This is a genomic window from Bacteroides fragilis, assembly GCF_019583405.1.
GTDB lineage: Bacteria > Bacteroidota > Bacteroidia > Bacteroidales > Bacteroidaceae > Bacteroides > Bacteroides fragilis_B.
This window is the reverse complement of record NZ_SZUU01000002.1, coordinates 432878-457965: the sequence shown is the minus strand read 5'-3', so window position 1 is coordinate 457965 and position 25088 is coordinate 432878. Positions and strand designations below refer to the sequence as shown.

Genomic DNA, 25088 nt, shown 5'->3' with positions numbered 1-25088 from the left:
ATCATAACAGTATAGAAATGAAGCAAAGTGAACTAACGCACGGTTCTCTATTTAGTGGGATCGGTGGCTTTGAATTAGGTGCTGAGATGGCCGGAATTGATACTTTGTGGAATTGTGAGATAGAAAAATTTCAAGGTGAAATATTAAAAACCAAATTTCCTTATGCAGAAAGATTCACTGATATTACAAAAACAACCGGTCTCCGATATGTGGACATCATTAGTGGAGGATTTCCGTGTCAAGACATCAGCGTTGCCGGAAAGCGTGAAGGTATTAAAGGGAAGCGTTCCGGGTTATGGAGCGAAATGTATCGAATTGTACGGGAAGTTAGACCTAAATACGTCATCATTGAAAATTCGCCAGCTCTCACTATTTCCGGTCTTGAGCAAGTCTTATGCGATCTTTCCAAAATCGGGTTTAATGCGGAATGGCAATGTATATCAAACTACGCTTTTGGATACCCGCACAAAAGGGAAAGACTTTACCTTATTGCCTACTCCGACAAAATCGGATTACAAGGCGACATTTGCAACGATGGACGCTTTAACTCGATATTTAAAGAGTGGACATCAGATACGAGTATCGGATATACTTGCGCAAAAAGGATTCTTGAAATCCCAGCGCATAGCATTGTTAGAAATGATGATGGGTTTCCCAATTGGACACACAGAGTCGGCTCGATAGGAAATGCTGTTAATCCTTGCGTTGCAAAATACCTATTTGAATGTATTAAAGGATTTGATAAACAATTAGCGTAAAACAAATCAGAAATGAATAAATACACTATAAGATATTATTACGGTTCATACTCCGGAATACGGGAAGTATATGCCGATGATGAGGAAACCGCTATTACCTATATGTGGCGGATGTTACGGAAAGATATGACATTGCCAGTGGCTTATCAGTCCGAAGAAATAATTGATGTAGAATATGATGCAGATTGATTAATAACAATTAAGATATGAATATAAATACAAAGTTTAATGTAGGTGATAAAGTAAAGTTCTTCAAAGAGGATGTAGGCTATTATCATGGAAGTATTAAGAGTTTTCAAATTTGGGGCAATAATAATGAAACTGTTATTACGTATATTATTGAAACGGGTGATAAATCTATAAGGGCGTACGAGGATTGTATAAGAAACGACAATGAATAAAAGGAAAGAACTACTAATAGAAGCTTTGGATAAGGACAAAAAATCTTATCTATCAGGAGAACTTCGTCCTATACTTAGATATAGAAGAAGCAATTATGATAGCGTAAAGGGGTATTCATGGATTGATTTTTATTTGAATGATTCCCCGGTTCCACTGTTTTGTACTAAAACTTATAAAGAAGATTGGCACGCATTTTCAGAAGGGATACTTGATGAAATGCAGAAAGTGGCAATGAAATGGAAAACAATGAATAGCTAATAACAAGTACAGACATGAAGGAGTCATATACAGGCATTGGGATATGTCATTGTTACCAATGTCGAATGGATAAGAAGCATTGCAGTTCCAGCAGAAGACAATCAAATAAACGAGCAATAAATAAGTTCCGTAGGAAACAGTTGAAATTAGATGAAATGATTAAATGCAATCGTTTCGGAAAATATTGGGCTTGATTTTAATTAAAAAATAGCCCCATAAGGAAGTAATTAGTTAATAACCTTTTAAATGATACGATCAAAGCATTACAATTATCACAACCGGTCCAGCCCCGCCAAGTGAGGAAGGACTATATAAATCACTTCCGGCAGGAGAGACCACTTGAAGGAATCTTCTTCGTTGATTTCATCCGGGAAGTTCTTGAAAAGAGAAGCAGACGAAAGTCTGAACACTATGCAGCCGTTTATGATGCGATTATAAAGCACATAGAATCTTTCTCTGAAGAGTTTGACTGTGACATATTTACCAATTCGGTTACATCTGAGTTTCTTGATGATTTCATTATCTATTTAGAGGACCAAGGTCTCCGTCATAATACTATAGTAGGATATATTCAGAAAATACAATCTCTCGTTCGCCGGGCATCGCAGTATAACTATGCAGTAGATGTTACTTACGACGAGATTAATCTAAGAGAGGAGCCAACAAATGCCGTGTTCCTTTCAATGAATGAGATAACGAGGATATACTACTACAAGTTCGTCAAACAGGATAGAAGAAAGGCTAAAGAGCGAATTAGGGATCTGTTTGTTATAGGTTGCCTGACCGCTCTGAGGTATTCGGATTACTCTACTTTGACAGAAAGCAATCTACAAAAAGGCTTCATAGTCAAGCGTACAAAGAAGACTAATGTAGATGTCAAGGTGCCGGCGCATGACTATGTTAAGGAGATATTCGCTAAGTATAATGGAGTTGTCCCTAGGGGATTGTGTATTCAGTATTTTAATAAGTATTTGAAAATCATAATGAAAGAAGTCGGTCTAACAGATGAAGTTACCTATTCTTATACCCAGGGTGGTAGACTTGTAACCGTCACACGGGAGAAATGGGAGTTAATTAGTAGTCACACCGCCAGAAGATCGGCCGCCACTAACATGTATCTCACTGGCCGGATGAAAACACTGGAGATTATGAAACTCACCGGACACCGGTCAGAGCAAAACTTTTTCCGGTATATACGATTGACGAGTGATGATACCGCACGAGCGATCAGTGGAGATATGTTTTTCAGAAAATAAAAATTTATTCAATAATTATGATAGACAATGATTTATTGACAGACTCAATAAAGTCTGCTTTGAAAGTTGAGTTCCTTTCGTCAAGTAAGGAACTCTTTTTGTATTCTAGAGCACTTTACTCAGCTGCAATCTGGGGGAGGAATATTGATGAAAGAAACAGGATTATTCAGGAAAGAGATAAGTCTTTAAAATAGAAGAGGAAGAATCAGACCGCACGACCAATCAAGATTCTTCCTCTCTTACACGATTATGATGCAAATATACTATTTACTTTTAAAATAATCGTGTTATGGTGAGAGAATTTTCAGCAATATCGGAGCTTAAATCTATCAGAGAGCAGAAATCAAGACTCTCGGAGAGAGAGCAAGAACTGATCAAACCTATTTTATCGGATCTTAATATTATTCCTGTAATATACAAATGGTACTGTGAGGTTGTGGGGAATTGCGGATTACCCGAAAGAAGGGCCGGTGCCAGCTTCCGCCAGAAATTCATTTTCATTATTCTGTTTCTTTATTCCCCCAGTACATTGGCTGGTGGTAAGATTGCAAAGGGGATTCGTGATATACTTGCCGGTATATTGGGCTTTAAAGCTCCGACAGGAATTTCTAACCTTTGCGTTGATGTCATGTTTTACTATAACAATTATAAGGATTATCGTGTAGATATAGACTATCTTTATACCGAGATTATTAATCGGTTAAGATTCAAAGGGCTAATCAATTGAAAGCCGGAGTTTAGTGCTCCGGCTTTTTTATTTAAAAGTCTTCTCTAATACGTTCCATTGAAATGATACGAGTTGTTAGTAATTCGACATCATCTCGAGAAAAATTACCTTTTATGTCTTCTACTTTTCTTTTTATTTCTAATATTTCATATTCTTTGGATACGATTATGTAATTAATATCTTTAGGTTCAAAATTTAATCCATACTCTTTTATAGAATCATTTAATGCTTCACGTTGTCCAGAGAAAAAAGCTGTTGCAAATTCAAATAATGATTTATCCTTATTTATTGCAACGTATCTCCATTCTCTTTCATCATAATATCGTTTGTTAATGTTTGCCTCTTGTTTCTTATCGAACTGCATACCTTGATATGGTTTGATATAAGCGTGTTGATATAGCATCTTGTTGATAATTGATTGTATATCATTATTGGCTGTTGTATTGCAGCTTTTCTGTTCGATTAAAAAGTCAAAATTGCTTTTTATCGTATTAATCAATTTTACTTTTTCATTAATGTACATCACAGGGTTTACATTGTTTTTGATGGCCCATTCTTTAGTCATTCCAATAGCATACTCTCCATACCATGAGGTATGTTCTTCCACTTGAGATAATGGTATGTCACAAAAACATACTATTGGGACTTTCCACGTTCTTCTCACAAGATAGTTCTTTTCTGAACAATAACATGGGCGAAAATTACTTTTTAAAATACTGATGAGATTTTCTTTGTTTCTTGTAAAATGGAACAAAGTATTAGCACTAAGTGTACTCATATTCTATTCTTTTTCAATTAGTATTTTCTTTTTTCGTTCCAACTCTCCCTTTCTGATTATACAAAAAGTATTTTCGTAAGGCTCTTCCGTCTTTTGCCAGTAATTTAGAAGTGACTGCCGGGCTATTCCGAGTTCTTGGCTTGAGAATACATCATATATGGCAGCAGGTGAAGCAAAGTATCTATGCTTACCGGTTGCTTTCATTTCTACGTGTATAACTCTTCTTTTATCTCCCTTTTCCATAATGCAAATATACTTATATAATTAGTATATGTTACGTAAAATAATATATTTATAATTTGTTAACCATGCAAATGGTATTATTTGTTACGTATTGTACTATATTTGCGTCGTCAAACAAGAAATAATAACAATTAGATAATAGAAGATATGAATATCATTAGTTATAAAAAAGGTGAGAATGAAGGTGCATTGTTCATTCATGACGAGAAGAATTATTCAGCCTGTACGGCAGTAGAAAGTAGCAAAAGATTCAAAACTCTCAAAGGTGCAATAGCTTGGTTGAATGCAAGGGGGTATAGAGAAGCATAAGTTTGAATAACAATTAAAAAATATACGATTATGGCAGCATCAGTGATTAAGCAAAGAACAATAGAAAAGTTCATCATGTCAGAGTTTGTACAAGGTAACTTAGATACAGAAGAACAAGTAAGCTGTATGCTTATCCTGATTCGAAAGAAGCTGAATATGTCAGTAGAGCAAGCAAGCGACTTTATGAGAAAAGCAATTGGTATTAATGCTTAAATACATACGATTATGAAAGTAACGAGTTATATGAAAAAGCATAAATCAAATGAGTTCTATGTAAAGAAGTTAAGAGGCTATTATCTGGTAATAGATGGATATGATAATAGCATGGCATCTTTAGAAGTGACAGAAGCAGCAGCAAATAAAATGGCAGCAGAACTGAATGCAATGAGAGGAAAGAGATTAAATATAGCATAAGTTTAATCGGCAGGGTGAAAGCCCTGCATAACACACACTACGATGAATGAAAAATATAAAGAAGTAGTTTTACCCGGTCGCATCGAGATTGTATATACAATATTAAGGACGTATGAAAGATATGACGGTGAAATTGTAGCAGAATACAGAATGGTAGCCAACAATATTGCAATTAGTGGTTTCGTTGAAAATGATTGCGGTATATATGATGGCAGACCTTTGAGTTTTTTTAAAAGATTAGAAAGAATTAATTAAGGTTTAACCGGGTAGCCTTCGGGCTACCGCAATATAAATGATTATGAGTAAGGTATATAGAGTTGTAAGATACTTCGATGGTTATCCCGAATACACCATGTGTAAATGTGATACAATCGAAGAAGCAAGAATCAAATGCAAAGAGCATAATGATAATGAGAACAAGCCATATATCAGTTATCACATACTGGTAGACGGTGATGAGAAATTTGGTGGTAAAACTTATAGAACTGAATGATTATGAATAGAGGGCAAGAAATAGAACTTGCAGCCAATGCTGCAATAGACGGTTTATCTGGTTTAGAAGGCTTTGATGAAACCGATATGTATAACATGTTTGCTTCTGGTGTTACATGGGCAGACGCTCACCCTAAGAATCCGTGGATAAGCGTTAAAGATAGATTGCCAGAACCAGAACAAGAAGTGCTTCTTTATGATGTTGATTCTGTTAAACACTATGCTATCGGTTGGCTTCGCAAGAAAAAAGGATATTGCAAAAGTAAATGGTTTGTAATAAACGGATATGTTACTGATGACAGTATTACCCACTGGATGTCGATTGTAGAACCTAAGTAATTAATGACCATGAACTCAATAAACAAAAATGGTTGCAGCGTATGCGCTGCCGGTAGTGAGAACTATTGTACCTACACTACTAAGTTGAGAGGTAAGAGAGTTAAAATGTATCAGTATGACTACCGTGCTGAAAGTGGTGAATTGTTTTCTTGTTGTGCATCAACTTTAAGAGGTGTGCAGAGAGAAAAGAGATATCTGGTTGAAAAAGATTCTGTGACTTAAAACCGATTGTCACAGATAGAATTTGAAGATATTTCGTTATCTTTGGTTGTGGTAGTATCTTTGAGGTACTATCTTTTATAGTATAAATTTTATAACGATATAGTGATATGAAGATTAATTATAATGGTCAAGAGATAGAAGCGTATTCGCTCATAATGACAAAAGAAAACGCTTTAGATATTTTAAATGGCAAAAAGAGCATAGAAACACGTATGCTTAGTGCCAAATATGAGAAGATGTTCACGGACTTTGCGCAAGTTGACGAAAATGAGGAATTGAGAAAAGCTGGACGCGAGCAAGAATGTCAACCTATTTTGAGGACTGATATAGAAGCTATTCATTTTTATAGTACTGGTGCACCATGGATACTTGATGTCGCCATTGATGAAATTGGTATAGGCGAAATAACAGAAGAAGGCATAAAATTCATGCACGACGAATTTGATTTTCACGATTTCGACAAACAATTAGAAGCGTTTAAAAAGAACCCGCCTAAAGAGTTGCCATTATTCTATTATTTGCATATTTGTGAAATTATCAGCCATTCGGGATTGAAATAATACGAGCCGCTTAGGTGGCTCCATTTGTAGGTAAAAAGATTGTTTAACTAAAAAAAGGGATTATGCCAGAAGTTTATGCTACTGATGCGAGTGGTAGAAAATACCGAAGTCGAAAAGATTATGAAGCAGGTCGTTTTCAATCTACCGGTAGAAATGCCGCTCAAAGAGCGAGAATTAACCGCCGTATAGGAGGTAGAGTTGTCTAATGAAGAAAGCGATAGATATAATTAAAGCTGTCGCAAAAAAGACTGACAGGGTTATATTGTTTCACTCGGCATCGGGTAAGGACAGTATAGCCCTTTTAGACCTTATATCACCCTATTTCAAAGAAATTGTATGTGTTTATATGTATGTTGTCAAAGACTTATCTCACATTAATCGATATATCAACTATACCTGCAACAAATACCTGAATGTGAAATACATTCAGATACCACATTTTTCTGTTTATTCATTTAGGCGTATTGGTTACTTAGGCTGTGTTAAGAACGAGAAGCAGAAACTGTACAATATGGCTCAACTTACCGATATAGTACGGGAGAAATATAATATTGAATGGGCTTTCTTCGGGTTCAAGCAGTCTGATTCAATGAATAGGCGTTTGATGCTACGTACATACGACATGAATGGAATTAATGAGGAGCAAAAGAAGTGTTATCCATTATCCGAGTACAAGAATAAGGATGTATTAGAATATATCAGCCGGAAAAATTTAATAAAGCCGGAGTCGTACGATTTAAAACATCAATCATCCGGAACAGATATTACCGATATTAATTACTTGTTATTCCTTCGTAACAATTTCCCAAAAGATTTAGGAAGAGTTATAAACGAATATCCGTTGGTAGAACGAAAACTATTTGAATACGATTATGAAAGAGCTAAAGCAAAGTGAGACAAGGGTCATAAAACGCTCCCAAATAAACCTTAATCCGATTAATCCTAAAAGACATTCGGATGAAAAGGTGAAGCTGCAAAAGAAAAATTTGCAGAAAATTGGTTTTCTCGGTGGTATTGTATGGAATGAAAAATCAGGAAATCTAATAGACGGTCATCGTAGAATAAAGGCAATGGATTTGCATTACAAGTATAATGGTACTCCAGGCACTGATTATGACGTAAAGGTTGAAGTCGTGAATTTAGACGATAAAGCAGAAAAGGAACAGCTTACATACATGGCGGTAGGAAACACGAAGCCGGATATAGACCTTATAGCTGGCTATATCTCTGATATAGATTATACGGATGTTGGATTGGATATTGGGGAGCTCAACGATATCCTTTCTATAAATACAGCTATTCCTTCTTTCTCAGATTCTTTGGATGATTTATTATCTCCTGTATCATCGTTCGATGAAATAGAAACTCCTGTAATGGATGAAAAGACATACGAAGCTAAAAAAGAACACATGAAATTCATCAAACAGCAGGTAAAAGAATCCGCAATAGAAAGGCAACAGAACGAAGAAGCCTTTATAACATTATCTTTTTCTTCCCATGAAGCTAAAGATGACTTTTGCGACTTACTTGGCATTAGTACAGATGATAAGTTTGTCAAAGGGGAAGATGTTTTGAGATTGATTAAGTAACGAAAGTAACAAGTACACGCGCACGCGCCCGTGCGCAAGGATATGGCAAAGAAACCCGATATAGAAGAGTTTAGGAAGATAGTTCGTAAATCTGGAGGAAATCTGACTAAAGTAGCCGCTACATTTAAGGTGGCTCGGAAAACCATATACCAGTGGGCAAAGGAAGATACAGGGTTTAAAGATGCAATATCTGATGAACGTGGTTCTTTGGTTGATGAATGTTTAGTTTCCGCTCGTATACTTGCTTTAGGTATTCCTGAAAAAGATGAAAATGGGAATTTCGTAGGTTGGCGTGAACGTCCAGACGGGAATATGATTCGTTATATCCTTTCTACATTAGGAAGAAACGAAGGCTTTGGAGAAGAATCTGAAGATGCCGACATTCCAACCGACATAGACCACGGTATCAGTATTGATTCATGGATTAAAGACAAGTTGAAATGATAGTACCCCAAGAAATATATCATCCGTTATACACAGATACGGAGAAATTCATCATCCTTATCACCGGTGGACGTGGTAGCGGAAAATCTTTCAATGCTTCCACCTTCATAGAACGGCTGACCTTTGAAATGACCCCGGTAGAGAAGATTGTACATCAGATTCTCTACACCCGCTACACGATGGTTTCTGCCGGTATGTCTATCATTCCGGAAATGATGGAAAAGATAGACCTTGACGGAACGACCAAGTATTTCAAGACCACCAAGACAGATATAGTCAACAAAATGACTAAGAGCCGTATCATGTTTCGGGGTATCAAGACTTCTTCAGGGAATCAGACGGCAAAGCTGAAATCCATTCAGGGTATTACTACCTTTGTTTGTGATGAAGCGGAGGAATGGACAAATGAAGAAGAGTTCGATAAAATAATGCTCTCCATCCGTAAGAAAGGGATTCAGAACCGGATTATCATCATAATGAATCCTTGTGATTCCAATCACTTCATTTACAAAAAGTACATCGAGAATACCCACAAGCAGGTAGAGATTGACGGTGTACAGGTTCAGATTTCCACGCATCCGAATGTACTTCACATTCATACTACCTATCTGGATAACTTGGAGAATCTTTCCCCGGAGTTCCTGAAAGAAGTGGAGGATATGAAGATAAATAACCCCGAAAAGTATGCTCATGTAGTTATTGGCCGGTGGGCTGACGTTGCGGAAGGTGCTGTATTCAAGAAGTGGGGAATTGTTGATGAATTCCCGGCTTGGGCTAAGAAGGTGGCTATCGGGCAAGATTTTGGCTACACACACGACCCGTCCGCTTCTATTCGGTGCGGTATTGTAGGTAACGCTCTGTATTTGGACGAAGTAGATTACCGGACCGGACTTCTTTCTTCTGACATTATCAAAACGCTTCGACCGTGGGGATTGAAGGTTATTGCCGATAGCGCAGACCCTCGTTTGATTCAAGAAATACATAACGGAGGTATTAAGATATATGCGGTGGAAAAAGGAGCAGGCTCTATCAATGCCGGCATCGATAAGATGCAGGACATGGAGATATACATAACCAAGCATTCGTATAACTTGCAAAGCGAGTTCCGAAAGTATGTGTGGGCGAAGGACAAGGATGGAAAGTATATCAATGAATCCGAAGACCATGATAACCACGGGATAGATGCTGCCCGTTATTATGTTTTGGGTGAGCTTCTGGGAAAGATTCAGAAGCCGAAAGATTTAACTGGAATATTCACACACTAAAAATATAAGCTATGCCATTGAGTTTAGAAGAAATATTAGTATTGCCCGATATTGGGCAGAAGATAAGCTACCTGAAGAAAGGTAGGAAAACTGAGCTTCCCGACCGCTGCAAGTTGTGGGATGATTGGAATCCGGAACGCCATGAAATCATGGTGGATAAAGAGAAGTACCCGGACAGGAAGGTTCTTGAAAAGGAAGCGGAGAAAGTTTTCGATGAGAAGACAGGTAATGCCTATGAAACCGAAGCACAGTACAGAACCGAACCGGTAAACCGTATCTCTATTCCCTTGGAGCAGGACATCGTAAACATTCAAACGGCTTTTACAGTAGGCACTGAGCCGTCTATAGACTGTACTCCTGCGGATGATGACGAAAAGAGACTCTTGGATGCGGTCAAAGCTGTATTTAAGTCCAACAAAATCAAGTATCAGAACAAGAAGATTGTTCGTTCCTGGTTATCCGAACAGGAAGTTGCCGAGTATTGGTATGCGACCGATGATGATTCGTTTTGGGCTAAGTTTTGGAAGAAAGTTAAGACTACCTTCGGAGGAAAAGTAAAACCCACCAAGAAACTGAAAAGTGTGTTGTGGTCGCCATTCAGAGGTGATAAGCTCTTTCCGTTCTTCAACGATGAAGGTAAGATGATTGCTTTCTCCCGTGAGTATAAGAAAAAGCTCATGGACGATTCGGAAATTACCTGCTTTATGACTATTACAGACAAGATGGTTTATCAGTGGGATTTATCTAAAGGGTACGAGGAAAGGACCGTTTTCGCTCATGGATTCCCCAAACTACCGGTTATCTATGCTTATCGTCCTGAACAGTATTGTAAGAAGATAAAGACTTTCCGTGTTCGACTGGAGAAGCTGCTTTCTAATTATGCAGATTGCATCGACTACCATTTCTTCCCCATTTTGGAATTGATTGGCGAGGTAATCGGATTCACTGGCAAAACAAAAGATAGAACGGTAAAATTGGAAGGAGAAGGTGCCGGTGCGCGGTATCTGACTTGGGACCAGGCTAATGATACGGTTAAATTTGAGGTAGAAACCCTCTTTGAGAAAGCGTATTCTATGACCAACACGCCACAAATCAGCTTTGAAAAATTAAGTGGTTCGGGAAATGCTTTGTCAGGAGTAGCTTTTGATTATGCTTTTCTTTCCACTCATTTGCAAGTTCAAAATCATGCAGAGGTTATTGGTGAGTTTTTGCAGAGAAGAATCAATTTTCTTGTTTCTGCTTTAGGTGCCATAAATCCATCCGAATTTAACAAAGCATCTGAAACTATTGATATAGATACCGATATAGTGCCTTACACTCTAAACAATATTGATGATAAAGTTAGCGTTGCGGTGAAAGCTGTATCGGGTGGTGTGTGGTCGCAACGACATGGTGTGATGTTCGCTGGCAATCAAGACCGCATCGAAGAGGAACTCGCTGAGATAAAAGAGGAGCAAGAAGAAAAGAGAAAAGCTGAAATGCAGAAACAAGCTATAAAGAAAGGGGAGTGAAATCACTCCTCTTTGAATTTCCATTGATAACCACCTGCTTCGCTCTGTATGCCCCTACAACATCTACCAATTCTTGAACTGCTTATATTAGTTACCCTCGTTGCTTCTCTTATACTGCCAAATTCAGCTATTACCTCACCGTTTATAATTTGCCATACAGCCTTAGAACGGTTATGGTACTTACCGAATTTGCCAAGATGTGCCATGCTCTTTTTTCTGTGCAACACTTTATAACTATGTACTATCTGTTCGTGGAATGTAGCCCACTCTAAATTAGTAATAAGATTATTGTTGCGAATACCGTCTTTATGATTTATGGTAGGTTTGTTTTCCGGGTTTGGGATGAACGCATCGGCAACAAGTCTATGAACGAAGAAAAAGCGTTTACTACCATCTTTACACAGTCTGATACGATGATACCCACGTTTAAGTCTTGGAGTTACAAAGTGTTCCCTAATAACTCTAAACGCACCATATCCACTGGCAACCTTTCTCTCTAAAAATTTTACCCTACCTAAATTTGACACTTGGTATAAACCTTCATACCCTTCAATGTCTTTCCAAATTTCGTCCATAATTATTTCTTTTTAAAGTTAATAAATTAAAGGCAGCCCCTAAAGTCGTGCGAAGACTGCCTTTTGATAATCGTGTAGATTAATTGTTGTAGGTAAGCACCTTGCAAATTCTCTTATAGACTTGAGTTCTCTCAAATCTATTCAGAACCGATACCTTTTCAGCACCGAAAGTCAATTCGCCATTTCTGAACTGATATACGTTAATCTGACCACCTACCGTATTATGCTGGTAGACTTTTACCTCTTGATTTTCAGCTATTAGTGTCATAGTCATGCGATTTTGATAAGGTTACACTTCTTAAAGCATCTATACTCTTCTTTTTCAGTGTCCCAGTACACTTGCAGATTGTCATTAGGCTTTCTGCCAGTACCCTTTATCTCACCGATTAGATTCTCTTTGAGAGTGCCAAAGGCTTGACGTAACGTGCCATCAGTCTTTTTGAAATAGAACTCTACTACCTTTACTTTCAAGGCTGCTTTCAGCTTCAAATTAACCCATGCGCATTTTAATGCTTCACTCATGTTGTAACCGTTCTTACGAACAAAAGACCACGCCATTTGCATAACCTCTTTCATCTGACTTCTAAATTTTGTGCTCATACTACTTATATGTTTTAATTATACTTTTAGTTATCATTTTGATGTTGCAAAGTAAACTATAAGTATTCAGTTAACAAAATGAATATGGTTAATAAATGGTAAAAAGAATAGTTTTAGTTGTCTTATTTGGCTAATATGAAAACTTTGAGTAACTTTGCCATAAATAATGGAAGTAAACTAAATATATACATATATGAGATTTAGAATTTTAGAACTATGTAAAGAGGCAGGAATCAACCAAACAGAACTGGCTGATAAAATAGGCTTATCACGTGTTGGTCTATCAAAAGCCATTAATGGAAACCCCACTATTAGCACATTGGAGAAGATAGCTGATGCCTTAGGAGTTTCAGTTATTGAACTCTTCGAGAAGTCAAACACCGGAGATATTGTCGGCTTTGTTAAAGTAGGTGATACTGTGCATGAGGTGAAGTCTGTGGAGGATGTGAAGAATTTAGCAAGTAATTTAAAAGTGCAATAATATGAAAGTACAATGTGGAAAATATGAATTATTAGATTCTATTTTTGTTACGCAAGTTGAAGGAAAACCTATAGATATCACTTTAGAAGATCCAAGTGATAAGGATTTATATATTTCCTTTGCTTTTGAAACCAATAAAGATGAAAAGGAGGGCTTGTTGAAATTTAATATTGAATCTGGCGTAAAGCTACAAATTAAGTTGATAAATTTTATAGGTTCTTTTGGTGGAGGAAATAGCGAAGCTATATTTATTGGTAACTTTAGAAAAAAACAATTATTTTTGAATTATAGAGTTTTTGATTTGTTGGGCTGTGAAAACAAAAGTTTATTAATTAATTTCTATTTGTTAGAAATGGAGGAACAAAATGGAAAATAAGTTTTTACCCCAAGAAAATGGATTTATTTCTAATGTCTGTTCTAATACAAAATCAGATGTAATAATTATCACCGAAGATAAATTAAGGTTGATATTTGGCAAGTTTGTAAATAGAATAAAGAAAACTAGAGATTGGATTAGCTATGCAGGTATATCTGTAACAATTTTATTAAGTCTATTAACTTGCAATTTTGATAAAGACTTTTTAGGGGTATCACATGATATTTGGTATGCTGTTTTTGTATTTGGTTTTATTTCGTCTGCCATAATGCTAATTGTTTCAGTGATAAATTGTTTGCGATCACGTAACTTAACAGATAAAATGATAATTGAAATCAAAAACGAAAAGGCTGATTGATGATTTGAATGACAAGGTTACTACCGCCGTCTCCGCTGTCAGTGGTGGTATCTGGTCTACTCGTGAAGGTATTATGTTTGCCGGGAATGCTGATAGACTGGATGAAGAGCTAAAAGAGATACAGGAAGAACAGGCTGCAAAGAATGCTCAAATCGGAAATAAAGAACAAAAAACAGAGAATTAGTCAGAAAAATTGCGGGAGTTATAATTTTGATGGATGAAAAATAGAACATTTAGCGGTGATTCTTCGGAGTTACCGCTATTTTTTCGTATCGGTTATAAATATTGGAATTAAATTTTGAAAAATAGAATCTTATTCTTATCTTTGTCACATGATAATTGAGTAACCAATGAGAATATTTACCGAACAAGCATTAAAAGAATATGCAGAGAGCCATCCCGATTCAAAAGTGGCTTTACAAGAATGGGCTACTATCGCTAAAAGAAGCGAGTGGACTTGTTTTGCTGATGTCAAAAAAACATTTAATAGTGTAGATAATGTGGGTAACCAGCACTATGTGTTCAATATTAAAGGCAATAACTATCGTTTAGTAGTAGTCATTAAGTTTACCATTAAGTTTGTGTATGTTCGCTTTATTGGTACTCATAAAGAATATGATAAAATAGATTGTTCTAATATTTAGGATTATGACAAAAATAGAAAATCAACCCCAATATGAATGGGCAGTAAAGAGAGTAGAGGAGCTTCTTCCATTAGTGAAAGACGATACTCCTTTGGACGATCCGAATACTATAGAATTGGAGCTTCTTTCTAATTTAGTTGCTGATTATTCAGAAGAACATTTCGCCTTGGGAGAGCCAACGCTTGTAGATGTCCTTAAACTTCGTATGTACGAAATGGGACTGAATCAGAAATCACTTGCAAAATTAGTAGGTGTCAGCCCATCGCGTCTTAGTGATTATATTTCTGGTAAGTGTGAGCCGACTTTGAAAGTTGCTCGTGAGATAAGCCGGAAGCTGAATATTGATGCTAATATTGTGTTAGGAGTATGATAGACGTTAAAGAATTAAGAATAGGGAATTATGTCTTTCCTAAAAATTCCAGTGGAGCAAAATCTGTAGAAGGTAAAATATTCGCTATTGATGATTATTTAGTAAGTGTGAAAGGTAATCATAACCAATATGATTACCATCTTCTTGAACCTATACCTCTCACAGAGGAATTGCTTTTGAAGTGTGGTTTTGAAAAAAAGCAATTTGGTAATGCTACGGTCTATTATCATTCATTGATTGAACTTGATGCACATTTTTGTTTGAAAGGAGTTGATTACAATATACCAGTTAGATCACTTCATCAACTTCAGAATTTATACTTTGACTTAATAGGCAAAGAACTTGAAGTAAATATTTAAACATGGAAGAATTGATAAGGAAGTTTATTGGCTTTTTCGAAAGCGATAGAATTTCTGTGTCTCGAAAAATTGCCATTCCACTATTGATGGTGTTAGTAGTTCTTGCATTAGACAATATCTTGGGAATTTCATATTATTGGATAAATAAAATAGAAATTGATTATATAGTAAAAGTTGAAGAAGCAAAAGCTGTATGTAAATCAGACTCTATTATTTTGTCTCATCTTGATGATAAAATAGAGAAGGCAATCAATAGAAAAAATGTATTTCAGTGGTTTGCTTCGTTATTTGAAAATGCAAATATAGAAAAGAACGCAAAAGCAAATATTACAAATTCAGATGATAATATATTGTCTGTAATAGGAAAATGGTTTCCAGAAGTTAATAGAAATCAAATGTGGCACACTGTAACGTCATCTCTTCTATGGGTTATTTTATTTGCAATATTATTGTTATTCTTAATATTTGCTCCTTTTGTTGTTGAAAAAGATAAGGTAGCTACTATTATTGGGGTTATATTGGGACTTGGGATTCTGGCTTTTTTAATTTGGATAACTCAATGGATTTTTGGTTTAATTCCAGTTATATTAAATAGAGCGTATATAAATTATGCTCTACAATTAGGATTAAATTTGGTTCCAATAGTAGCTTTAACTATTGGGTCTATTAAGGAAGCAAAGAAGAAAAAGTTATCATAGTACATTAAGGCTTTTAGATTCAAAAGAAAGGTGTGATTCCATTCGGTTTCACGCCTTTTTTATTCTTTTACGACAATCGTTCCATTGTCGTGTATCACCTATCTAATTATTTCCCCCTCCACCTATTTACTTTCTACTTTTATACCGTATTTGTGACAATCGCTTTGAGGTCACGAATGGAAAGCTTAAATATTCACTAATCATCTGTATTGATTGTATTTTTACTTCCGCAATTTGAAATTCCAATTTAACAATTCATACGGTATGACAATCTTAGAACAAATTTTGGCAGGACTACAACAGAAATTCACTGGGGTGGACACTGCTATCTTAACCCGAATAGCCGCTAAAAAGGCAGAGGGTGTAACGGACGATACAAAGGTAAACTCAATCGTTGAGGGTATCAGCTTTTCGGACGTGTTAAATTCCTATGGTGATTTCCGTGCCGGGGATGCTACCCGTACTTCTGTATTGAACTACGAGAAAAGGCATAACCTTAAAGACGGTAAGCCAATCGAGAATCCTAATCCCAATCCTAACTCAAATCCAAAGCCGGAAGATAAGAAAGATGACATGGCGACCATCATTGCAAATGCGGTGAGTGCTGCTGTTAAACCTCTTTCCGATGAACTCGCTCAGTTTAAGGCTGAGAAGTCACAGGCTACCCGGCAGGAGCAGATTATGGCAAAGGCAAAGGAGTATGGTATTCCCGAAACATTTGCAAAGCGTTATGCGATTCCTGATGACGCGGACTTAGACACCTACTTCAAGGACGCAAAACAAGAATTGGCAAATGTCGGATTTCAAGGAGTAACCCCTCCTGAATCAGCGGAGACGAAGATTGAGAAAGAATCTGAATCTATCGCCAACATGATTTCAGAGGGAACAAAAACTATTGTTGAATCTAAAAAGTAAATTAAATGGCAGCAGGTACACATTATGACTTGAAACCGGATTACAAGCCGGAAGAGTTTTACCGCGTTGAAACTGGGGTACGAAAGAGTGGACCGTGGAAGTTGGATATTACCAACCTCGTGGTAGGCTCTTATTTGCCCGTGTTTACTCCGGTACAAGCGGATTTGGTAAAGCGCACGCTCGTTCCGGTACGCAACGTGAAAGTGGTAGAAGCCTACACAACTGGAGAAGCTAATCTATCCATCAAGGTGGCAAAAGATTCTCTGGCATATCAGGGTATGTTCATCGGAAGTGGGAAGAAAGGTGCGGAAGTGGCATCTATCGACAAGTCCAATAAAGCCTATGATGTATTAACCATCAAAGCGGCTTTCGGAGAAAACATCGCTAAGGATGCAGTTCTCTTTGAAGCTACTGCAGTAGGCGGTACGGTGAAGAAGAATACAGCGAACTTCGTTCTCTACGATGCGAAGAAAGTTGAAAGTGACGGAGCAGTTCTTTGTACTCTTCTGATGCAGGCGTATGAGGTAAAGGAAAGCAAGCTGGTTCTTCCGATTCATGAACTGGACAAGGTAGGATTGACCAGTCGTTTCCAGTTTGAGTATTAATCATTAAAAGTTTAGATATGAATTTGACCATACAAACTTTATTTACAGACCCCGCAATCGTTAAGGCGATTATCGACCGTGTACTTCAAATGAGATTGGACACAATCTACTGGAAGCAATACGGGGACTTCTTGGAAACCAAAACCCGTGTTTTCAAGACTTATCTTGGGACAGTAACGGGTGTTGTTGCCGGTTCTATCATTGGCAAGAATGACCAGAAGCCTATCCGTGAAAGACGTAGCCTCGGAAGCGGTTACACCGAAATCGCTTACCTGGGTGACCGTTATCAGATGGATATTGAACGCCTGTCTCAGTTGCAAGACATCATTGATAAATTCAATGCTGCCAACACTGCTGACCAACGTACAATCTTGCAGGAAATCATTGATTTTATTGTTGATGATTACCGTCAGATTTTGCTTGCTCCACACAAGCGTATGGACATCGTTGTTCCGGAGTTGCTGATGACCGGCAAGGCGCAGGTTCACTTGGCGGACAACAAGGAGAACATCGAATTGCTTGACATCGACTTGCCGTTCCATTTCCTTACTCCTGACGCCGCAGTAAAAGATAAGTTCATCTCTTACTTGCAGCAGGAGATTCAGAAGTTGAAAGCTAAATACGGTGTTTTCTCCAAGATGATTATGTCTCGTGGCACATTTATGAAGAACATTGTAGGTGCTTCTGAGTTCGGGGACAAGTTCAAGATGATTCTTGGCGAACGTGAGTTCATGGTTAACGCAGGGTTGGTAACTGACCAGATGGCATCCAGCGTATTTACGGGAATTGGTCTTCCGGCAATCGAAATCAAGGAAGATTATGTAGAGAACCAGAACGGTGAGAACGTGCAGATTTACGTAGATGACCGCATCACCTTGTTGCAAACCGATAAGGTGATGAAGATGCGCCATCATAAACCGTATGTAATGACCGACCCCGTTCCGGGACGCTCTTACAATTCTTCCGAAGGCCAGATGTCCGTATGTAACTATCGTGACGAAGAGGGTAGATACATGGAGTACACTGCTGAGTGGATTCCTGAGTTTATTGCTCCCAATAAGATTGTGAACATCGACCTTTCTACGATGAACGCATGAAAAGGATAGGGTAGGTAATGCTACCCTTCCATTGTCTAATTCTATAAATCAGTAAAGAAATGAAGAATTTTATTTTTGCCATGTGTGGCTTTTTGATGATGGCCTTTGTGTCATTGAGTGTGCAAGCTTCTGTGAGTGAATCTACTCCACCAAAATCGGATGTTTCGATGATTGATGTCGGCATGCCGGTCATTCAGGATGATGTCGTTAAAACCGTCCCTATGGATTTCTTGGTAGTGGCAGCCCCGCAAACTGTATTTGTCGTTACCGAAAGTCCGGCCATGCAAAGCAAATCAGTCGATATTCCTAAGTGTCCGTTCCGGTACGTCTATAGATCGAAATATTGTACCCATTATAGTTACACTGCATACAGTAAATTGATTACGCCATACTAATATGACGGTAAACGACTACATACAACAGAAGTTTCAGACCTTCGGCATTCAGTTGTCGGAGTCTGACCTTTTGGATATGTGTCTTAACTCGAAGATAAGCGGAGAGGATGAGATAACCCCCGATAACCATACTCGTGTACACGTATCTATCGTTCGGTTTATCCCCTCTCTATTGCTTCGTGCTACATCAATCAGTGAAAGCGGCTTCTCCATGTCTTGGAACATTGAAGGCATCAAGGATTACTATTCGTTGCTGTGCAAGCAGTACGGATTGAAAGATGAATTGAGCAATAAACCTAAATGCACTTTTTTATGATATTCGCTCCACACATATTGCAGGTGAAAGTCATCAAGCCGATGGAAACCGATGAATTTGGGCGACCGATTCCCGGTACCGGTGGTGAAGATTGGCAGGATGTATGCAAGTGCCGTTGTGATGACAACACCACAAAAGAGTTTACGTCCGACAATGGTACAGTTTACCATCCGGCTTTTCATGTCGTATGTGAGAAGCGAATCACCGTCAAGGCAGGGGATGAAGTCCGTTGCATGGATGGTGAAAGTGTAAGGGGGCAAGGCGAGGTTTACACGGCTAAGAATACGAACTACTTCAATAACTCGGAGCTATGGATGTAGATTTCGATTTTTCGGATGTTGACCAGTTCCTCAAAGACGGAAAATGGGAAGTGCAGAAGAAGATGATTGATGTGGGTGATGAAGCCGTGAAGTACGCGGAGGAACATGGCGATTATCAAGACCACACGCTCACTTTGAGAACATCTAATAATTACGATGTCGATAAAGACGGTTTAACTCTGAAAAACGAAGCGGAATATGCTTCATTCGTGGAATCTAAAGGGTTTGATGTTTTAAGTGGTGCCGCTTTGTATGCGGAGAAACGATTAAAAGAAGAATTTGAATGATAGTAACCACTGACATAGGAAACATTATCTATCGGGATTGCAAGGCTTTCGGAATAGACATAGTACCCTCTGGTGAAAAACTGGTCGGTGAATTGACTTCCGAAAGAATTGTCATCCACGCAAAGAAGCAACAGCCAGGCACCTATTGGAAGAAGTCTTTTGCTGAAGTGAATCTTTGCGTGCCCGATTTAAGCGAGAATGAAGCGAACACCATCCGTCTGAATGAGCTTGAAAGAGAAGCAAACAAACGATTTGATGATGTGGTAAGCACCTATGACGGCACAACCTATCGTTACTCGATTGATTCGATCGGCACGGAAGCGGATGCAGCTTTGAAGTGTCATTATGTGAATGTGAGAATTTTGTTTAATGTGTTAAATATAAAATAGTTATGATTACAGCAGTAGAAATAGATGAACTGTATTATGCAGAACCAATAGCATCGGTTACCAATAAAGCAACAGGTTTGTCAGGTGCGGAAGTTGCTGCTATCCTGAAAAATGCGGCTACAAAGCAAGTGAAAAATGTGCATGGTGATACATTCCAATACGAGGAGTCAGAGGCGAGTACTACCCGGTATAAGAATGCCTTGACTGGTGAGTATTATAGAGAGACATCAGAACCGGGAGAAGTGAAACTTAACTTCACTATCGGCGAGTATGATTACGCTACTAAAGCTGATTTGCAAGGTGGTAAATCTACTGATAAATCTTGGGAAAGAGGTAAATACAAACCTATCCATAAATGTGTAATTGGTAAAACTAAGGACGGTGTATATGTTGTATTTCCGAAGGCGGCTATAAATGGACGTGGTGCCAATACGGATAAGGCTATTGGTTTGGCCGTATCTGCATCTCCGCTGACTACAGGTGTGGATGGTTTGGCTTCCGAGAAATGGTTCGATGAATCTGAAGTTGTGGTTTCGGCGGGATAAGGTAAAAAGATTGTGTAATTGAAAGGGAGGAGGTGGTATTTGTCACCTTCTCCTTTTTTTAATTTAATCGAATGAATCAAGCAGCAAAAATAGTATCTGATTCCCTGTTAGGATTAGATTTCAAGAATGTGGTAATCGGCGATGTGGTCTACACTATCAAGCCGCCAACGATTAAAATTATCTGCCGGGCCATACGTCACTTCTCTACTGTCGATATGAAGGGAGAGAATATAGTAGAAGCCATGAAAGAGATACCGGAACTAACTGAAGGTCTATTGAATGGGTTATCGTGTTTCATCTGTGGTAACGAGAAGCTGGCTAAGGCCTTGGAAAATGGAACTTTTGAAGAAGTAAAGGACGCTTTGGAGGTGTGTTTCTCTATGATGGATATTTCGGCTTTTCAGTGTGTCAGCTCGATGAGGAACGTGTCGATGCTGGCTGCAAGACCGAAACAGTAGGAAACACAACGTTCTTCGGGCAGATAGCCCATTTGGTTGATACGCTTCATCTGAGTTATACAGAAGTGTTTGAGGTTATCCCTTATAGAAATCTGTTGATGATGCAACGAGATAAGTTACACGCAGTATATAGTGGTCAAAAGGTAAGGAAAATCAGTGGTAAGGAATTGGCAAATCGTAGAAAAAAGAGATAGGTAAAGAAAAAGCCGGAGAAATCCGGCTTTTATTATGTTAGCTTTAGTAATTGTAGTACAAAAACAAATGTGACTATCAATGTCGAAATAATGGTAAACAAAGATTGCAATGTCGTTTTACTAATCCTTTTTCCATACTTTTGTATCTCTTCCGGTGGCTTACTCATGATAGCACTTTCAAAACGAGCTTTTTAACCAATATCAACATGACTATCAGCTAAATCACATCTATTATCATATAAAACAGAACTAATAAGAGGAAGGTTCACACAAGAAGTACCGGCGCGTTTCTTATGTGAACCGGCTATAAAATCATGTGAAGGGACATATCCTATTTATACGCTTTCTGAGAGTTGAGATTGGACCGGCACTTAGTTATGTGAACAATAAAAAAGCCCCGAATCAGAAGGAACGGGGCGAAACCTTATATGTTATTGCAAATTACCAATTATCGTTTTCATTTCCGACAATTCCATTTTTTACAGCTTCTTCAATTTTGTCCATTATGACATTAGAGTAAGCATGTGTCATAACAAGTGCTTTTGATGATGTTTTCTTAGCTTTATGCTGATCCTTTTCAACAAAAGGATAGCAACTCTCAAGGGCCCATTTCTCATTTCCATTTACAGGTATGGTTCCTCCTATTGCTCCCATAATACCACCACCTGAAGACTTTATTACATCATAATATTGTACTGTGTAAGTAATGCGTATTTTTTTATCTTTTATATCCACTTTTATAATTGGACGAATACTAATATTATAAGCGTTCATTCCCCCTACATGACCGGCAATATCCGATACGTATCCTTCGGCTATTATAACTCCTGTGTCCTTATCATTTAATTTTATAACGGAATTTGCGTCATTGAATGTAGCAGTAAACCAATAGTTCAATGTTACATATAACTGCTCTTTATTCGATTCTCCGCATTCTATTATTTGGGTATAAGTCAGAGAATTGTTCTTGTCAAGAGCAAGTTGAGAACCTAACGTTGCTGCTGCTTCAGTCCACTTATCTCCATATCTCTCTTTGGCATATTCTTCTAACTCTTCTGCCCTCATTACTTGAGCATTAATAGAAGTATAACAACATAAGGCAATCACTAAGAATAAAATTTTCTTCATAATCGTGTATTTTTAATATTAAACAAATTGCAAAAGTATATACTATTTTTAACTAACCAACTATTTTTAGTAAATTTTCCAAGTCAGAACGTGATTTTATCGTGTAAACTACTCCTTTGTACTCAAATTCATCCGCTTTTAGTCCTCTTTTTACTTTAGTTTGAATTTAGTACCGAAAATGGGGCAAACAGTTACAATAGTTTTATTGTCTCTAATGTAGTTTCAATATCCGATATTGAATTTATTTCAAATAATTGTCCTTTAGCTTTAATAAATCCCATCACACCGTCATTGACGAATAATTCAGGTACTTCAACATTGAGAAATTTAGCTATTCTTTCTAAACTGTCCATTGTAGGATTTCCATTACCCGTAATGATTCGGCTAATACTTGCTTGAGATGTTCCAATTCCTAAGGCTAAAGACTCCAATGTAATGCCTTTTTCCTTGCAAAGCTCCTTAATTCTATATTTCATATATGATATATTAATTATGATGATGCAAATATACATATAAAATCCAATAATTGCTATATATGATATGATTAATTGTTAAAAATATCATTTGGGATAAAAATAACTATTCTTTTATTTGGTTTATATTTGCTTTATGTGATATATTTGCATTGTAAAATTATCACATAAGATAAAATAGAATACTAACACATAAAATATAACGATTATGATACCAGAAATAAACATTGAAGAGATAAAGAACAAAGCTGTTCACTCTGAATTACTGAAAGCGATGTGTCTTATCAATCAAGCTCGTAATATCGTACAATCGGCAATGGATGAAAAAGAACTGAGGGATGCCGGGCAATGGGACTGTATGGATGAAACGGTAGGCAGATTGAATAACTGTGCCAATGATGTGGCGTATATTATCGGCACAACAATGAGTGGCAGGGTTGAAACTTTAACGAAATGATTATGAACCTTAATATCAGACCACCACCAAACCGAGTTACCAAATCAGAGATTGGGAACATAGTAATAAACTTAAAAGTAACAAGAAATGAGTAAACGATTTAGTATCGGTATCATACCAATATAAAAGCAATAGGGGGGGTAAAATACGCTCTTAAAATAGAGAAACCTTCTGCATTGGGTAATGTGTACGGCTTGACCGAGGAAGAGTTGAAAGAACTTCGTAATATGATTGATGAAGTATTAAAGAAATGAGTATGAAACAGCATAGAATTAGAGAACCGCCAATTATTTTGTGACAATAGCTCTGATGTCACAAGCCAAGTGGATGAAAATTCTTCTCTTACACGATTATAAGATAAGTTTGCAATGAATTTACGACAATGGATTGGTTGTCGTGACTATGCACGACACTTTTTAGGTCACGCAATCGGTTAGTGGTAAATTCGCAAACAGAAATAACGCAGCTATCCTCACGGCTGAAAAGTATAAACCCCGCCATTGGTAAGAAGTGAGGAGCTTGCCTTTGGTGGGGTCTAATTTTTTAAACTGTGTAAAAGTATGAATAATATTCAGATTTTCCAAAATGAGCAGTTCGGAAAAGTGAGAATTGCGATGAATGAGAGTGATGAACCTTTGTTTTGCGCAAAGGATGTAGCTAATGCACTTGGATATATAGATACAGCAGATGCCATTCAAAGGCATTGTAAATCAGGCAAAAAGGTATATCACCCACACGAAAATAGTGCTGGAGGTATTAATATGGTATATATTCCAGAAAAAGATGTATATCGTTTGATAATGAGAAGTAATTTGCCTGATGCTGAAAAATTTCAAGATTGGGTATGCGATGAAGTACTGCCATCCATTCGTAAGCATGGTGCATACATGACGAACGAAACGCTTGAAAAGGCTCTCACCTCACCGGATTTTCTCATTCAACTTGCGACCAATCTGAAAGAAGAAAAGCAAAAACGTATCGAAGCAGAACAGAAGATTCAGAAAGATGCGCCCAAAGTTCTTTTTGCTGACGCTGTTTCAACTTCTCAACGCTCATGTTTGGTTGCCGAACTGGCGAAGATATTGCAGCAAAATGGGGTTAATATCGGTCAGAACCGCTTGTTTACTTGGATGCGTGAAAACGGCTATCTCTGTCAGAAAGGTAATTACTATAACCAGCCCACGCAGAAATCAATGGAATTGGGGCTTTTTGAGTTGAAACAGACCTCAATCACCAAGCCGGACGGTTCTGTATTGGTAACTACCACTACCAAAGTGACAGGTAAAGGGCAGATTTACTTTGTGGAAAAGTTCTTGGGTAAAGATGCGGCTTAAAATAAATGCGCACGTCATTAAGTTGGCGTGCGCTATTATATAGTTGGGTTGGAATTTGTACCTTTATGTTGGTATTATGACTTGCTTTTAAATTAGTATCAGAAACAGCGGAAAAACAATCACGCAAATCACAACCGGGCACGGTGC

42 protein-coding genes and 2 pseudogenes are annotated in these 25088 nt (G+C 37.6%); 37 read left to right on the top strand and 7 right to left on the bottom strand.

Translation table 11 applies throughout. From position 1 onward, the window contains the following. The first annotated feature begins 17 nt into the window (after positions 1-17). The 5 genes from FDF36_RS06315 to FDF36_RS06295 all read left to right on the top strand — a co-directional run bounded on the left by FDF36_RS06315 (position 18) and on the right by FDF36_RS06295 (position 3401). Positions 18-758, top strand: a complete 741-nt coding sequence (locus FDF36_RS06315; protein WP_220390749.1) for a DNA cytosine methyltransferase — start codon at positions 18-20, stop codon at positions 756-758. Between the two features lie 12 nt (positions 759-770). After that, the gene (locus FDF36_RS06310) at positions 771-947 is read left to right on the top strand and encodes a hypothetical protein (protein ID WP_005811065.1); all 177 of its coding nucleotides are present in this window, start codon (positions 771-773) and stop codon (positions 945-947) included. A 204-nt stretch (positions 948-1151) separates the two neighbouring features. Further along, positions 1152-1418 (top strand): hypothetical protein, encoded by a 267-nt coding sequence (locus FDF36_RS06305; RefSeq protein WP_220390748.1) that lies wholly within the window; start codon positions 1152-1154, stop codon positions 1416-1418. Between the two features lie 296 nt (positions 1419-1714). Next, positions 1715-2674 carry a phage integrase SAM-like domain-containing protein gene (locus FDF36_RS06300; protein ID WP_220390747.1) on the top strand — a complete coding sequence of 320 codons (960 nt, stop codon included), beginning with the start codon at positions 1715-1717 and terminating at the stop codon, positions 2672-2674. A gap of 289 nt (positions 2675-2963) precedes the next feature. Beyond that, positions 2964-3401: a hypothetical protein gene (locus FDF36_RS06295; RefSeq protein ID WP_220390746.1), complete on the top strand. Its 438-nt coding sequence runs from the start codon at positions 2964-2966 to the stop codon at positions 3399-3401. A gap of 31 nt (positions 3402-3432) precedes the next feature. Here the strand turns inward: FDF36_RS06295 and FDF36_RS06290 are convergent, their stop codons facing one another. Both FDF36_RS06290 and FDF36_RS06285 read right to left on the bottom strand, forming a co-directional pair. Continuing rightward, complete coding sequence (locus tag FDF36_RS06290; RefSeq protein WP_220390745.1) at positions 3433-4179, bottom strand: abortive infection system antitoxin AbiGi family protein; 747 nt, start codon at positions 4177-4179, stop codon at positions 3433-3435. Between the two features lie 3 nt (positions 4180-4182). Then, the gene (locus FDF36_RS06285) at positions 4183-4422 is read right to left on the bottom strand and encodes a hypothetical protein (RefSeq protein WP_220390744.1); all 240 of its coding nucleotides are present in this window, start codon (positions 4420-4422) and stop codon (positions 4183-4185) included. A gap of 147 nt (positions 4423-4569) precedes the next feature. On the opposite strand from FDF36_RS06285, the gene FDF36_RS06280 reads away from it, so the two are divergent. From FDF36_RS06280 to FDF36_RS06225, 12 genes and pseudogenes are all read left to right on the top strand, one after another. After that, positions 4570-4731 carry a hypothetical protein gene (locus FDF36_RS06280; RefSeq protein ID WP_009292892.1) on the top strand — a complete coding sequence of 54 codons (162 nt, stop codon included), beginning with the start codon at positions 4570-4572 and terminating at the stop codon, positions 4729-4731. A 30-nt stretch (positions 4732-4761) separates the two neighbouring features. Next, positions 4762-4944 carry a hypothetical protein gene (locus FDF36_RS06275; RefSeq protein WP_009292891.1) on the top strand — a complete coding sequence of 61 codons (183 nt, stop codon included), beginning with the start codon at positions 4762-4764 and terminating at the stop codon, positions 4942-4944. Between the two features lie 12 nt (positions 4945-4956). Then, positions 4957-5145 (top strand): hypothetical protein, encoded by a 189-nt coding sequence (locus FDF36_RS06270; RefSeq protein ID WP_220390897.1) that lies wholly within the window; start codon positions 4957-4959, stop codon positions 5143-5145. 42 nt (positions 5146-5187) lie between these two features. Further along, complete coding sequence (locus FDF36_RS06265; RefSeq protein ID WP_192972875.1) at positions 5188-5400, top strand: hypothetical protein; 213 nt, start codon at positions 5188-5190, stop codon at positions 5398-5400. 234 nt (positions 5401-5634) lie between these two features. Next, complete coding sequence (locus FDF36_RS06260) at positions 5635-5976, top strand: DUF551 domain-containing protein (protein ID WP_220390743.1); 342 nt, start codon at positions 5635-5637, stop codon at positions 5974-5976. A 9-nt stretch (positions 5977-5985) separates the two neighbouring features. Continuing rightward, a pseudogene (locus tag FDF36_RS06255) lies at positions 5986-6193 on the top strand (DUF3873 family protein). A 112-nt stretch (positions 6194-6305) separates the two neighbouring features. Then, positions 6306-6758 carry a hypothetical protein gene (locus FDF36_RS06250; protein ID WP_005789430.1) on the top strand — a complete coding sequence of 151 codons (453 nt, stop codon included), beginning with the start codon at positions 6306-6308 and terminating at the stop codon, positions 6756-6758. Between the two features lie 205 nt (positions 6759-6963). Then, positions 6964-7653, top strand: coding sequence for a phosphoadenosine phosphosulfate reductase domain-containing protein (locus tag FDF36_RS06245; protein WP_146352800.1), 690 nt, complete (start codon positions 6964-6966; stop codon positions 7651-7653). Further along, positions 7631-8347 carry a ParB N-terminal domain-containing protein gene (locus FDF36_RS06240; protein WP_146352798.1) on the top strand — a complete coding sequence of 239 codons (717 nt, stop codon included), beginning with the start codon at positions 7631-7633 and terminating at the stop codon, positions 8345-8347. Before FDF36_RS06245 ends, FDF36_RS06240 begins: the two co-directional genes overlap by 23 nt. Before the next feature lie 42 nt (positions 8348-8389). Next, positions 8390-8791: a hypothetical protein gene (locus FDF36_RS06235; RefSeq protein WP_220390741.1), complete on the top strand. Its 402-nt coding sequence runs from the start codon at positions 8390-8392 to the stop codon at positions 8789-8791. Next, positions 8788-10056, top strand: coding sequence for a PBSX family phage terminase large subunit (locus tag FDF36_RS06230; RefSeq protein ID WP_220390740.1), 1269 nt, complete (start codon positions 8788-8790; stop codon positions 10054-10056). Before FDF36_RS06235 ends, FDF36_RS06230 begins: the two co-directional genes overlap by 4 nt. A gap of 11 nt (positions 10057-10067) precedes the next feature. Further along, positions 10068-11567: a phage portal protein gene (locus FDF36_RS06225; protein WP_220390739.1), complete on the top strand. Its 1500-nt coding sequence runs from the start codon at positions 10068-10070 to the stop codon at positions 11565-11567. Between the two features lie 2 nt (positions 11568-11569). On the opposite strand, the gene FDF36_RS06220 is transcribed toward FDF36_RS06225, so the two are convergent. The 3 genes from FDF36_RS06220 to FDF36_RS06210 form a co-directional block, all read right to left on the bottom strand. Beyond that, positions 11570-12142, bottom strand: coding sequence for an NUMOD4 domain-containing protein (locus FDF36_RS06220; protein WP_259281379.1), 573 nt, complete (start codon positions 12140-12142; stop codon positions 11570-11572). Between the two features lie 79 nt (positions 12143-12221). Next, positions 12222-12410: a hypothetical protein gene (locus tag FDF36_RS06215; RefSeq protein ID WP_220390738.1), complete on the bottom strand. Its 189-nt coding sequence runs from the start codon at positions 12408-12410 to the stop codon at positions 12222-12224. A 2-nt stretch (positions 12411-12412) separates the two neighbouring features. Continuing rightward, positions 12413-12742, bottom strand: coding sequence for an SH3 beta-barrel fold-containing protein (locus FDF36_RS06210; RefSeq protein ID WP_220390737.1), 330 nt, complete (start codon positions 12740-12742; stop codon positions 12413-12415). 193 nt (positions 12743-12935) lie between these two features. Here FDF36_RS06210 and FDF36_RS06205 point away from each other — a divergent pair, with 193 nt between their 5' ends. From FDF36_RS06205 to FDF36_RS06125, 18 genes and pseudogenes are all read left to right on the top strand, one after another. Then, on the top strand, positions 12936-13223 hold the full coding sequence (locus FDF36_RS06205; protein WP_220390736.1) for a helix-turn-helix domain-containing protein: 288 nt from the start codon (positions 12936-12938) through the stop codon (positions 13221-13223). 1 nt (position 13224) lies between these two features. Beyond that, the gene (locus FDF36_RS06200; RefSeq protein ID WP_130080477.1) at positions 13225-13599 is read left to right on the top strand and encodes a DUF6864 domain-containing function; all 375 of its coding nucleotides are present in this window, start codon (positions 13225-13227) and stop codon (positions 13597-13599) included. Beyond that, on the top strand, positions 13589-13957 hold the full coding sequence (locus FDF36_RS21515) for a hypothetical protein (protein ID WP_130080476.1): 369 nt from the start codon (positions 13589-13591) through the stop codon (positions 13955-13957). Before FDF36_RS06200 ends, FDF36_RS21515 begins: the two co-directional genes overlap by 11 nt. Further along, positions 13950-14141 (top strand): annotated as a pseudogene (locus FDF36_RS06195) (phage portal protein); the annotation flags it as partial. The gene FDF36_RS21515 and the pseudogene FDF36_RS06195, both read left to right, overlap by 8 nt. A 166-nt stretch (positions 14142-14307) precedes the next feature. Continuing rightward, positions 14308-14601 (top strand): type II toxin-antitoxin system HigB family toxin, encoded by a 294-nt coding sequence (locus FDF36_RS06190; protein ID WP_220390735.1) that lies wholly within the window; start codon positions 14308-14310, stop codon positions 14599-14601. Positions 14602-14605: 4 nt separating this feature from the next. Further along, positions 14606-14971, top strand: coding sequence for a helix-turn-helix domain-containing protein (locus tag FDF36_RS06185; protein ID WP_220390734.1), 366 nt, complete (start codon positions 14606-14608; stop codon positions 14969-14971). Then, on the top strand, positions 14968-15330 hold the full coding sequence (locus FDF36_RS06180) for a hypothetical protein (protein ID WP_220390733.1): 363 nt from the start codon (positions 14968-14970) through the stop codon (positions 15328-15330). The genes FDF36_RS06185 and FDF36_RS06180 overlap by 4 nt, the downstream gene beginning before the upstream one ends. A 2-nt stretch (positions 15331-15332) precedes the next feature. After that, positions 15333-16028, top strand: coding sequence for a hypothetical protein (locus FDF36_RS06175; RefSeq protein WP_220390732.1), 696 nt, complete (start codon positions 15333-15335; stop codon positions 16026-16028). A gap of 264 nt (positions 16029-16292) precedes the next feature. Further along, the gene (locus FDF36_RS06170; protein ID WP_220390731.1) at positions 16293-16943 is read left to right on the top strand and encodes a hypothetical protein; all 651 of its coding nucleotides are present in this window, start codon (positions 16293-16295) and stop codon (positions 16941-16943) included. Positions 16944-16948: 5 nt separating this feature from the next. Continuing rightward, positions 16949-17548, top strand: coding sequence for a head fiber protein (locus tag FDF36_RS06165; RefSeq protein WP_220390730.1), 600 nt, complete (start codon positions 16949-16951; stop codon positions 17546-17548). A gap of 17 nt (positions 17549-17565) precedes the next feature. After that, positions 17566-18645, top strand: coding sequence for a hypothetical protein (locus tag FDF36_RS06160; RefSeq protein WP_220390729.1), 1080 nt, complete (start codon positions 17566-17568; stop codon positions 18643-18645). A gap of 59 nt (positions 18646-18704) precedes the next feature. Further along, a complete protein-coding gene (locus FDF36_RS06155) occupies positions 18705-19040 on the top strand; it encodes a hypothetical protein (RefSeq protein WP_220390728.1) in 336 nt (111 codons plus the stop codon). A gap of 1 nt (position 19041) precedes the next feature. Further along, positions 19042-19356 (top strand): DUF6706 family protein, encoded by a 315-nt coding sequence (locus FDF36_RS06150; protein WP_220390727.1) that lies wholly within the window; start codon positions 19042-19044, stop codon positions 19354-19356. Continuing rightward, entirely contained in the window at positions 19353-19676 is a 324-nt protein-coding gene (locus tag FDF36_RS06145; protein ID WP_220390726.1) for a hypothetical protein, read from the top strand. Before FDF36_RS06150 ends, FDF36_RS06145 begins: the two co-directional genes overlap by 4 nt. Beyond that, positions 19667-19963 carry a hypothetical protein gene (locus FDF36_RS06140; RefSeq protein ID WP_220390725.1) on the top strand — a complete coding sequence of 99 codons (297 nt, stop codon included), beginning with the start codon at positions 19667-19669 and terminating at the stop codon, positions 19961-19963. The genes FDF36_RS06145 and FDF36_RS06140 overlap by 10 nt, the downstream gene beginning before the upstream one ends. Further along, on the top strand, positions 19960-20352 hold the full coding sequence (locus FDF36_RS06135) for a hypothetical protein (RefSeq protein WP_065849999.1): 393 nt from the start codon (positions 19960-19962) through the stop codon (positions 20350-20352). The genes FDF36_RS06140 and FDF36_RS06135 overlap by 4 nt, the downstream gene beginning before the upstream one ends. Before the next feature lie 2 nt (positions 20353-20354). After that, positions 20355-20897 (top strand): hypothetical protein, encoded by a 543-nt coding sequence (locus tag FDF36_RS06130; RefSeq protein ID WP_065849998.1) that lies wholly within the window; start codon positions 20355-20357, stop codon positions 20895-20897. 71 nt (positions 20898-20968) lie between these two features. Further along, complete coding sequence (locus FDF36_RS06125) at positions 20969-21355, top strand: hypothetical protein (protein ID WP_220390724.1); 387 nt, start codon at positions 20969-20971, stop codon at positions 21353-21355. A gap of 635 nt (positions 21356-21990) precedes the next feature. Here FDF36_RS06125 and FDF36_RS06120 read toward each other — a convergent pair. Then, positions 21991-22677, bottom strand: a complete 687-nt coding sequence (locus FDF36_RS06120) for a DUF4468 domain-containing protein (RefSeq protein ID WP_032585082.1) — start codon at positions 22675-22677, stop codon at positions 21991-21993. A 191-nt stretch (positions 22678-22868) separates the two neighbouring features. Then, positions 22869-23153, bottom strand: a complete 285-nt coding sequence (locus FDF36_RS06115) for a helix-turn-helix domain-containing protein (RefSeq protein ID WP_069108622.1) — start codon at positions 23151-23153, stop codon at positions 22869-22871. A gap of 205 nt (positions 23154-23358) precedes the next feature. On the opposite strand from FDF36_RS06115, the gene FDF36_RS06110 reads away from it, so the two are divergent. Further along, complete coding sequence (locus tag FDF36_RS06110) at positions 23359-23607, top strand: hypothetical protein (protein WP_220390723.1); 249 nt, start codon at positions 23359-23361, stop codon at positions 23605-23607. A 560-nt stretch (positions 23608-24167) separates the two neighbouring features. Beyond that, positions 24168-24941, top strand: coding sequence for a phage antirepressor KilAC domain-containing protein (locus FDF36_RS06105; RefSeq protein WP_220390722.1), 774 nt, complete (start codon positions 24168-24170; stop codon positions 24939-24941). Positions 24942-25088 lie beyond the last annotated feature (147 nt).

Bases quoted from the DNA above. Each gene is read 5' to 3' on its own strand.
- FDF36_RS06315 (WP_220390749.1), top strand. From the start codon at position 18: ATGAAGCAAAGTGAACTAACGCACGGTTCTCTATTTAGTGGGATCGGT.
- FDF36_RS06310 (WP_005811065.1), top strand. From the start codon at position 771: ATGAATAAATACACTATAAGATATTATTACGGTTCATACTCCGGAATA.
- FDF36_RS06305 (WP_220390748.1), top strand. From the start codon at position 1,152: ATGAATAAAAGGAAAGAACTACTAATAGAAGCTTTGGATAAGGACAAA.
- FDF36_RS06295 (WP_220390746.1), top strand. From the start codon at position 2,964: ATGGTGAGAGAATTTTCAGCAATATCGGAGCTTAAATCTATCAGAGAG.
- FDF36_RS06290 (WP_220390745.1), bottom strand. From the start codon at position 4,179: ATGAGTACACTTAGTGCTAATACTTTGTTCCATTTTACAAGAAACAAA.
- FDF36_RS06285 (WP_220390744.1), bottom strand. From the start codon at position 4,422: ATGGAAAAGGGAGATAAAAGAAGAGTTATACACGTAGAAATGAAAGCA.
- FDF36_RS06280 (WP_009292892.1), top strand. From the start codon at position 4,570: ATGAATATCATTAGTTATAAAAAAGGTGAGAATGAAGGTGCATTGTTC.
- FDF36_RS06275 (WP_009292891.1), top strand. From the start codon at position 4,762: ATGGCAGCATCAGTGATTAAGCAAAGAACAATAGAAAAGTTCATCATG.
- FDF36_RS06270 (WP_220390897.1), top strand. From the start codon at position 4,957: ATGAAAGTAACGAGTTATATGAAAAAGCATAAATCAAATGAGTTCTAT.
- FDF36_RS06265 (WP_192972875.1), top strand. From the start codon at position 5,188: ATGAATGAAAAATATAAAGAAGTAGTTTTACCCGGTCGCATCGAGATT.
- FDF36_RS06260 (WP_220390743.1), top strand. From the start codon at position 5,635: ATGATTATGAATAGAGGGCAAGAAATAGAACTTGCAGCCAATGCTGCA.
- FDF36_RS06250 (WP_005789430.1), top strand. From the start codon at position 6,306: ATGAAGATTAATTATAATGGTCAAGAGATAGAAGCGTATTCGCTCATA.
- FDF36_RS06245 (WP_146352800.1), top strand. From the start codon at position 6,964: ATGAAGAAAGCGATAGATATAATTAAAGCTGTCGCAAAAAAGACTGAC.
- FDF36_RS06240 (WP_146352798.1), top strand. From the start codon at position 7,631: ATGAAAGAGCTAAAGCAAAGTGAGACAAGGGTCATAAAACGCTCCCAA.
- FDF36_RS06235 (WP_220390741.1), top strand. From the start codon at position 8,390: ATGGCAAAGAAACCCGATATAGAAGAGTTTAGGAAGATAGTTCGTAAA.
- FDF36_RS06230 (WP_220390740.1), top strand. From the start codon at position 8,788: ATGATAGTACCCCAAGAAATATATCATCCGTTATACACAGATACGGAG.
- FDF36_RS06225 (WP_220390739.1), top strand. From the start codon at position 10,068: ATGCCATTGAGTTTAGAAGAAATATTAGTATTGCCCGATATTGGGCAG.
- FDF36_RS06220 (WP_259281379.1), bottom strand. From the start codon at position 12,142: ATGGACGAAATTTGGAAAGACATTGAAGGGTATGAAGGTTTATACCAA.
- FDF36_RS06215 (WP_220390738.1), bottom strand. From the start codon at position 12,410: ATGACACTAATAGCTGAAAATCAAGAGGTAAAAGTCTACCAGCATAAT.
- FDF36_RS06210 (WP_220390737.1), bottom strand. From the start codon at position 12,742: ATGAGCACAAAATTTAGAAGTCAGATGAAAGAGGTTATGCAAATGGCG.
- FDF36_RS06205 (WP_220390736.1), top strand. From the start codon at position 12,936: ATGAGATTTAGAATTTTAGAACTATGTAAAGAGGCAGGAATCAACCAA.
- FDF36_RS06200 (WP_130080477.1), top strand. From the start codon at position 13,225: ATGAAAGTACAATGTGGAAAATATGAATTATTAGATTCTATTTTTGTT.
- FDF36_RS21515 (WP_130080476.1), top strand. From the start codon at position 13,589: ATGGAAAATAAGTTTTTACCCCAAGAAAATGGATTTATTTCTAATGTC.
- FDF36_RS06190 (WP_220390735.1), top strand. From the start codon at position 14,308: ATGAGAATATTTACCGAACAAGCATTAAAAGAATATGCAGAGAGCCAT.
- FDF36_RS06185 (WP_220390734.1), top strand. From the start codon at position 14,606: ATGACAAAAATAGAAAATCAACCCCAATATGAATGGGCAGTAAAGAGA.
- FDF36_RS06180 (WP_220390733.1), top strand. From the start codon at position 14,968: ATGATAGACGTTAAAGAATTAAGAATAGGGAATTATGTCTTTCCTAAA.
- FDF36_RS06175 (WP_220390732.1), top strand. From the start codon at position 15,333: ATGGAAGAATTGATAAGGAAGTTTATTGGCTTTTTCGAAAGCGATAGA.
- FDF36_RS06170 (WP_220390731.1), top strand. From the start codon at position 16,293: ATGACAATCTTAGAACAAATTTTGGCAGGACTACAACAGAAATTCACT.
- FDF36_RS06165 (WP_220390730.1), top strand. From the start codon at position 16,949: ATGGCAGCAGGTACACATTATGACTTGAAACCGGATTACAAGCCGGAA.
- FDF36_RS06160 (WP_220390729.1), top strand. From the start codon at position 17,566: ATGAATTTGACCATACAAACTTTATTTACAGACCCCGCAATCGTTAAG.
- FDF36_RS06155 (WP_220390728.1), top strand. From the start codon at position 18,705: ATGAAGAATTTTATTTTTGCCATGTGTGGCTTTTTGATGATGGCCTTT.
- FDF36_RS06150 (WP_220390727.1), top strand. From the start codon at position 19,042: ATGACGGTAAACGACTACATACAACAGAAGTTTCAGACCTTCGGCATT.
- FDF36_RS06145 (WP_220390726.1), top strand. From the start codon at position 19,353: ATGATATTCGCTCCACACATATTGCAGGTGAAAGTCATCAAGCCGATG.
- FDF36_RS06140 (WP_220390725.1), top strand. From the start codon at position 19,667: ATGGATGTAGATTTCGATTTTTCGGATGTTGACCAGTTCCTCAAAGAC.
- FDF36_RS06135 (WP_065849999.1), top strand. From the start codon at position 19,960: ATGATAGTAACCACTGACATAGGAAACATTATCTATCGGGATTGCAAG.
- FDF36_RS06130 (WP_065849998.1), top strand. From the start codon at position 20,355: ATGATTACAGCAGTAGAAATAGATGAACTGTATTATGCAGAACCAATA.
- FDF36_RS06125 (WP_220390724.1), top strand. From the start codon at position 20,969: ATGAATCAAGCAGCAAAAATAGTATCTGATTCCCTGTTAGGATTAGAT.
- FDF36_RS06120 (WP_032585082.1), bottom strand. From the start codon at position 22,677: ATGAAGAAAATTTTATTCTTAGTGATTGCCTTATGTTGTTATACTTCT.
- FDF36_RS06115 (WP_069108622.1), bottom strand. From the start codon at position 23,153: ATGAAATATAGAATTAAGGAGCTTTGCAAGGAAAAAGGCATTACATTG.
- FDF36_RS06110 (WP_220390723.1), top strand. From the start codon at position 23,359: ATGATACCAGAAATAAACATTGAAGAGATAAAGAACAAAGCTGTTCAC.
- FDF36_RS06105 (WP_220390722.1), top strand. From the start codon at position 24,168: ATGAATAATATTCAGATTTTCCAAAATGAGCAGTTCGGAAAAGTGAGA.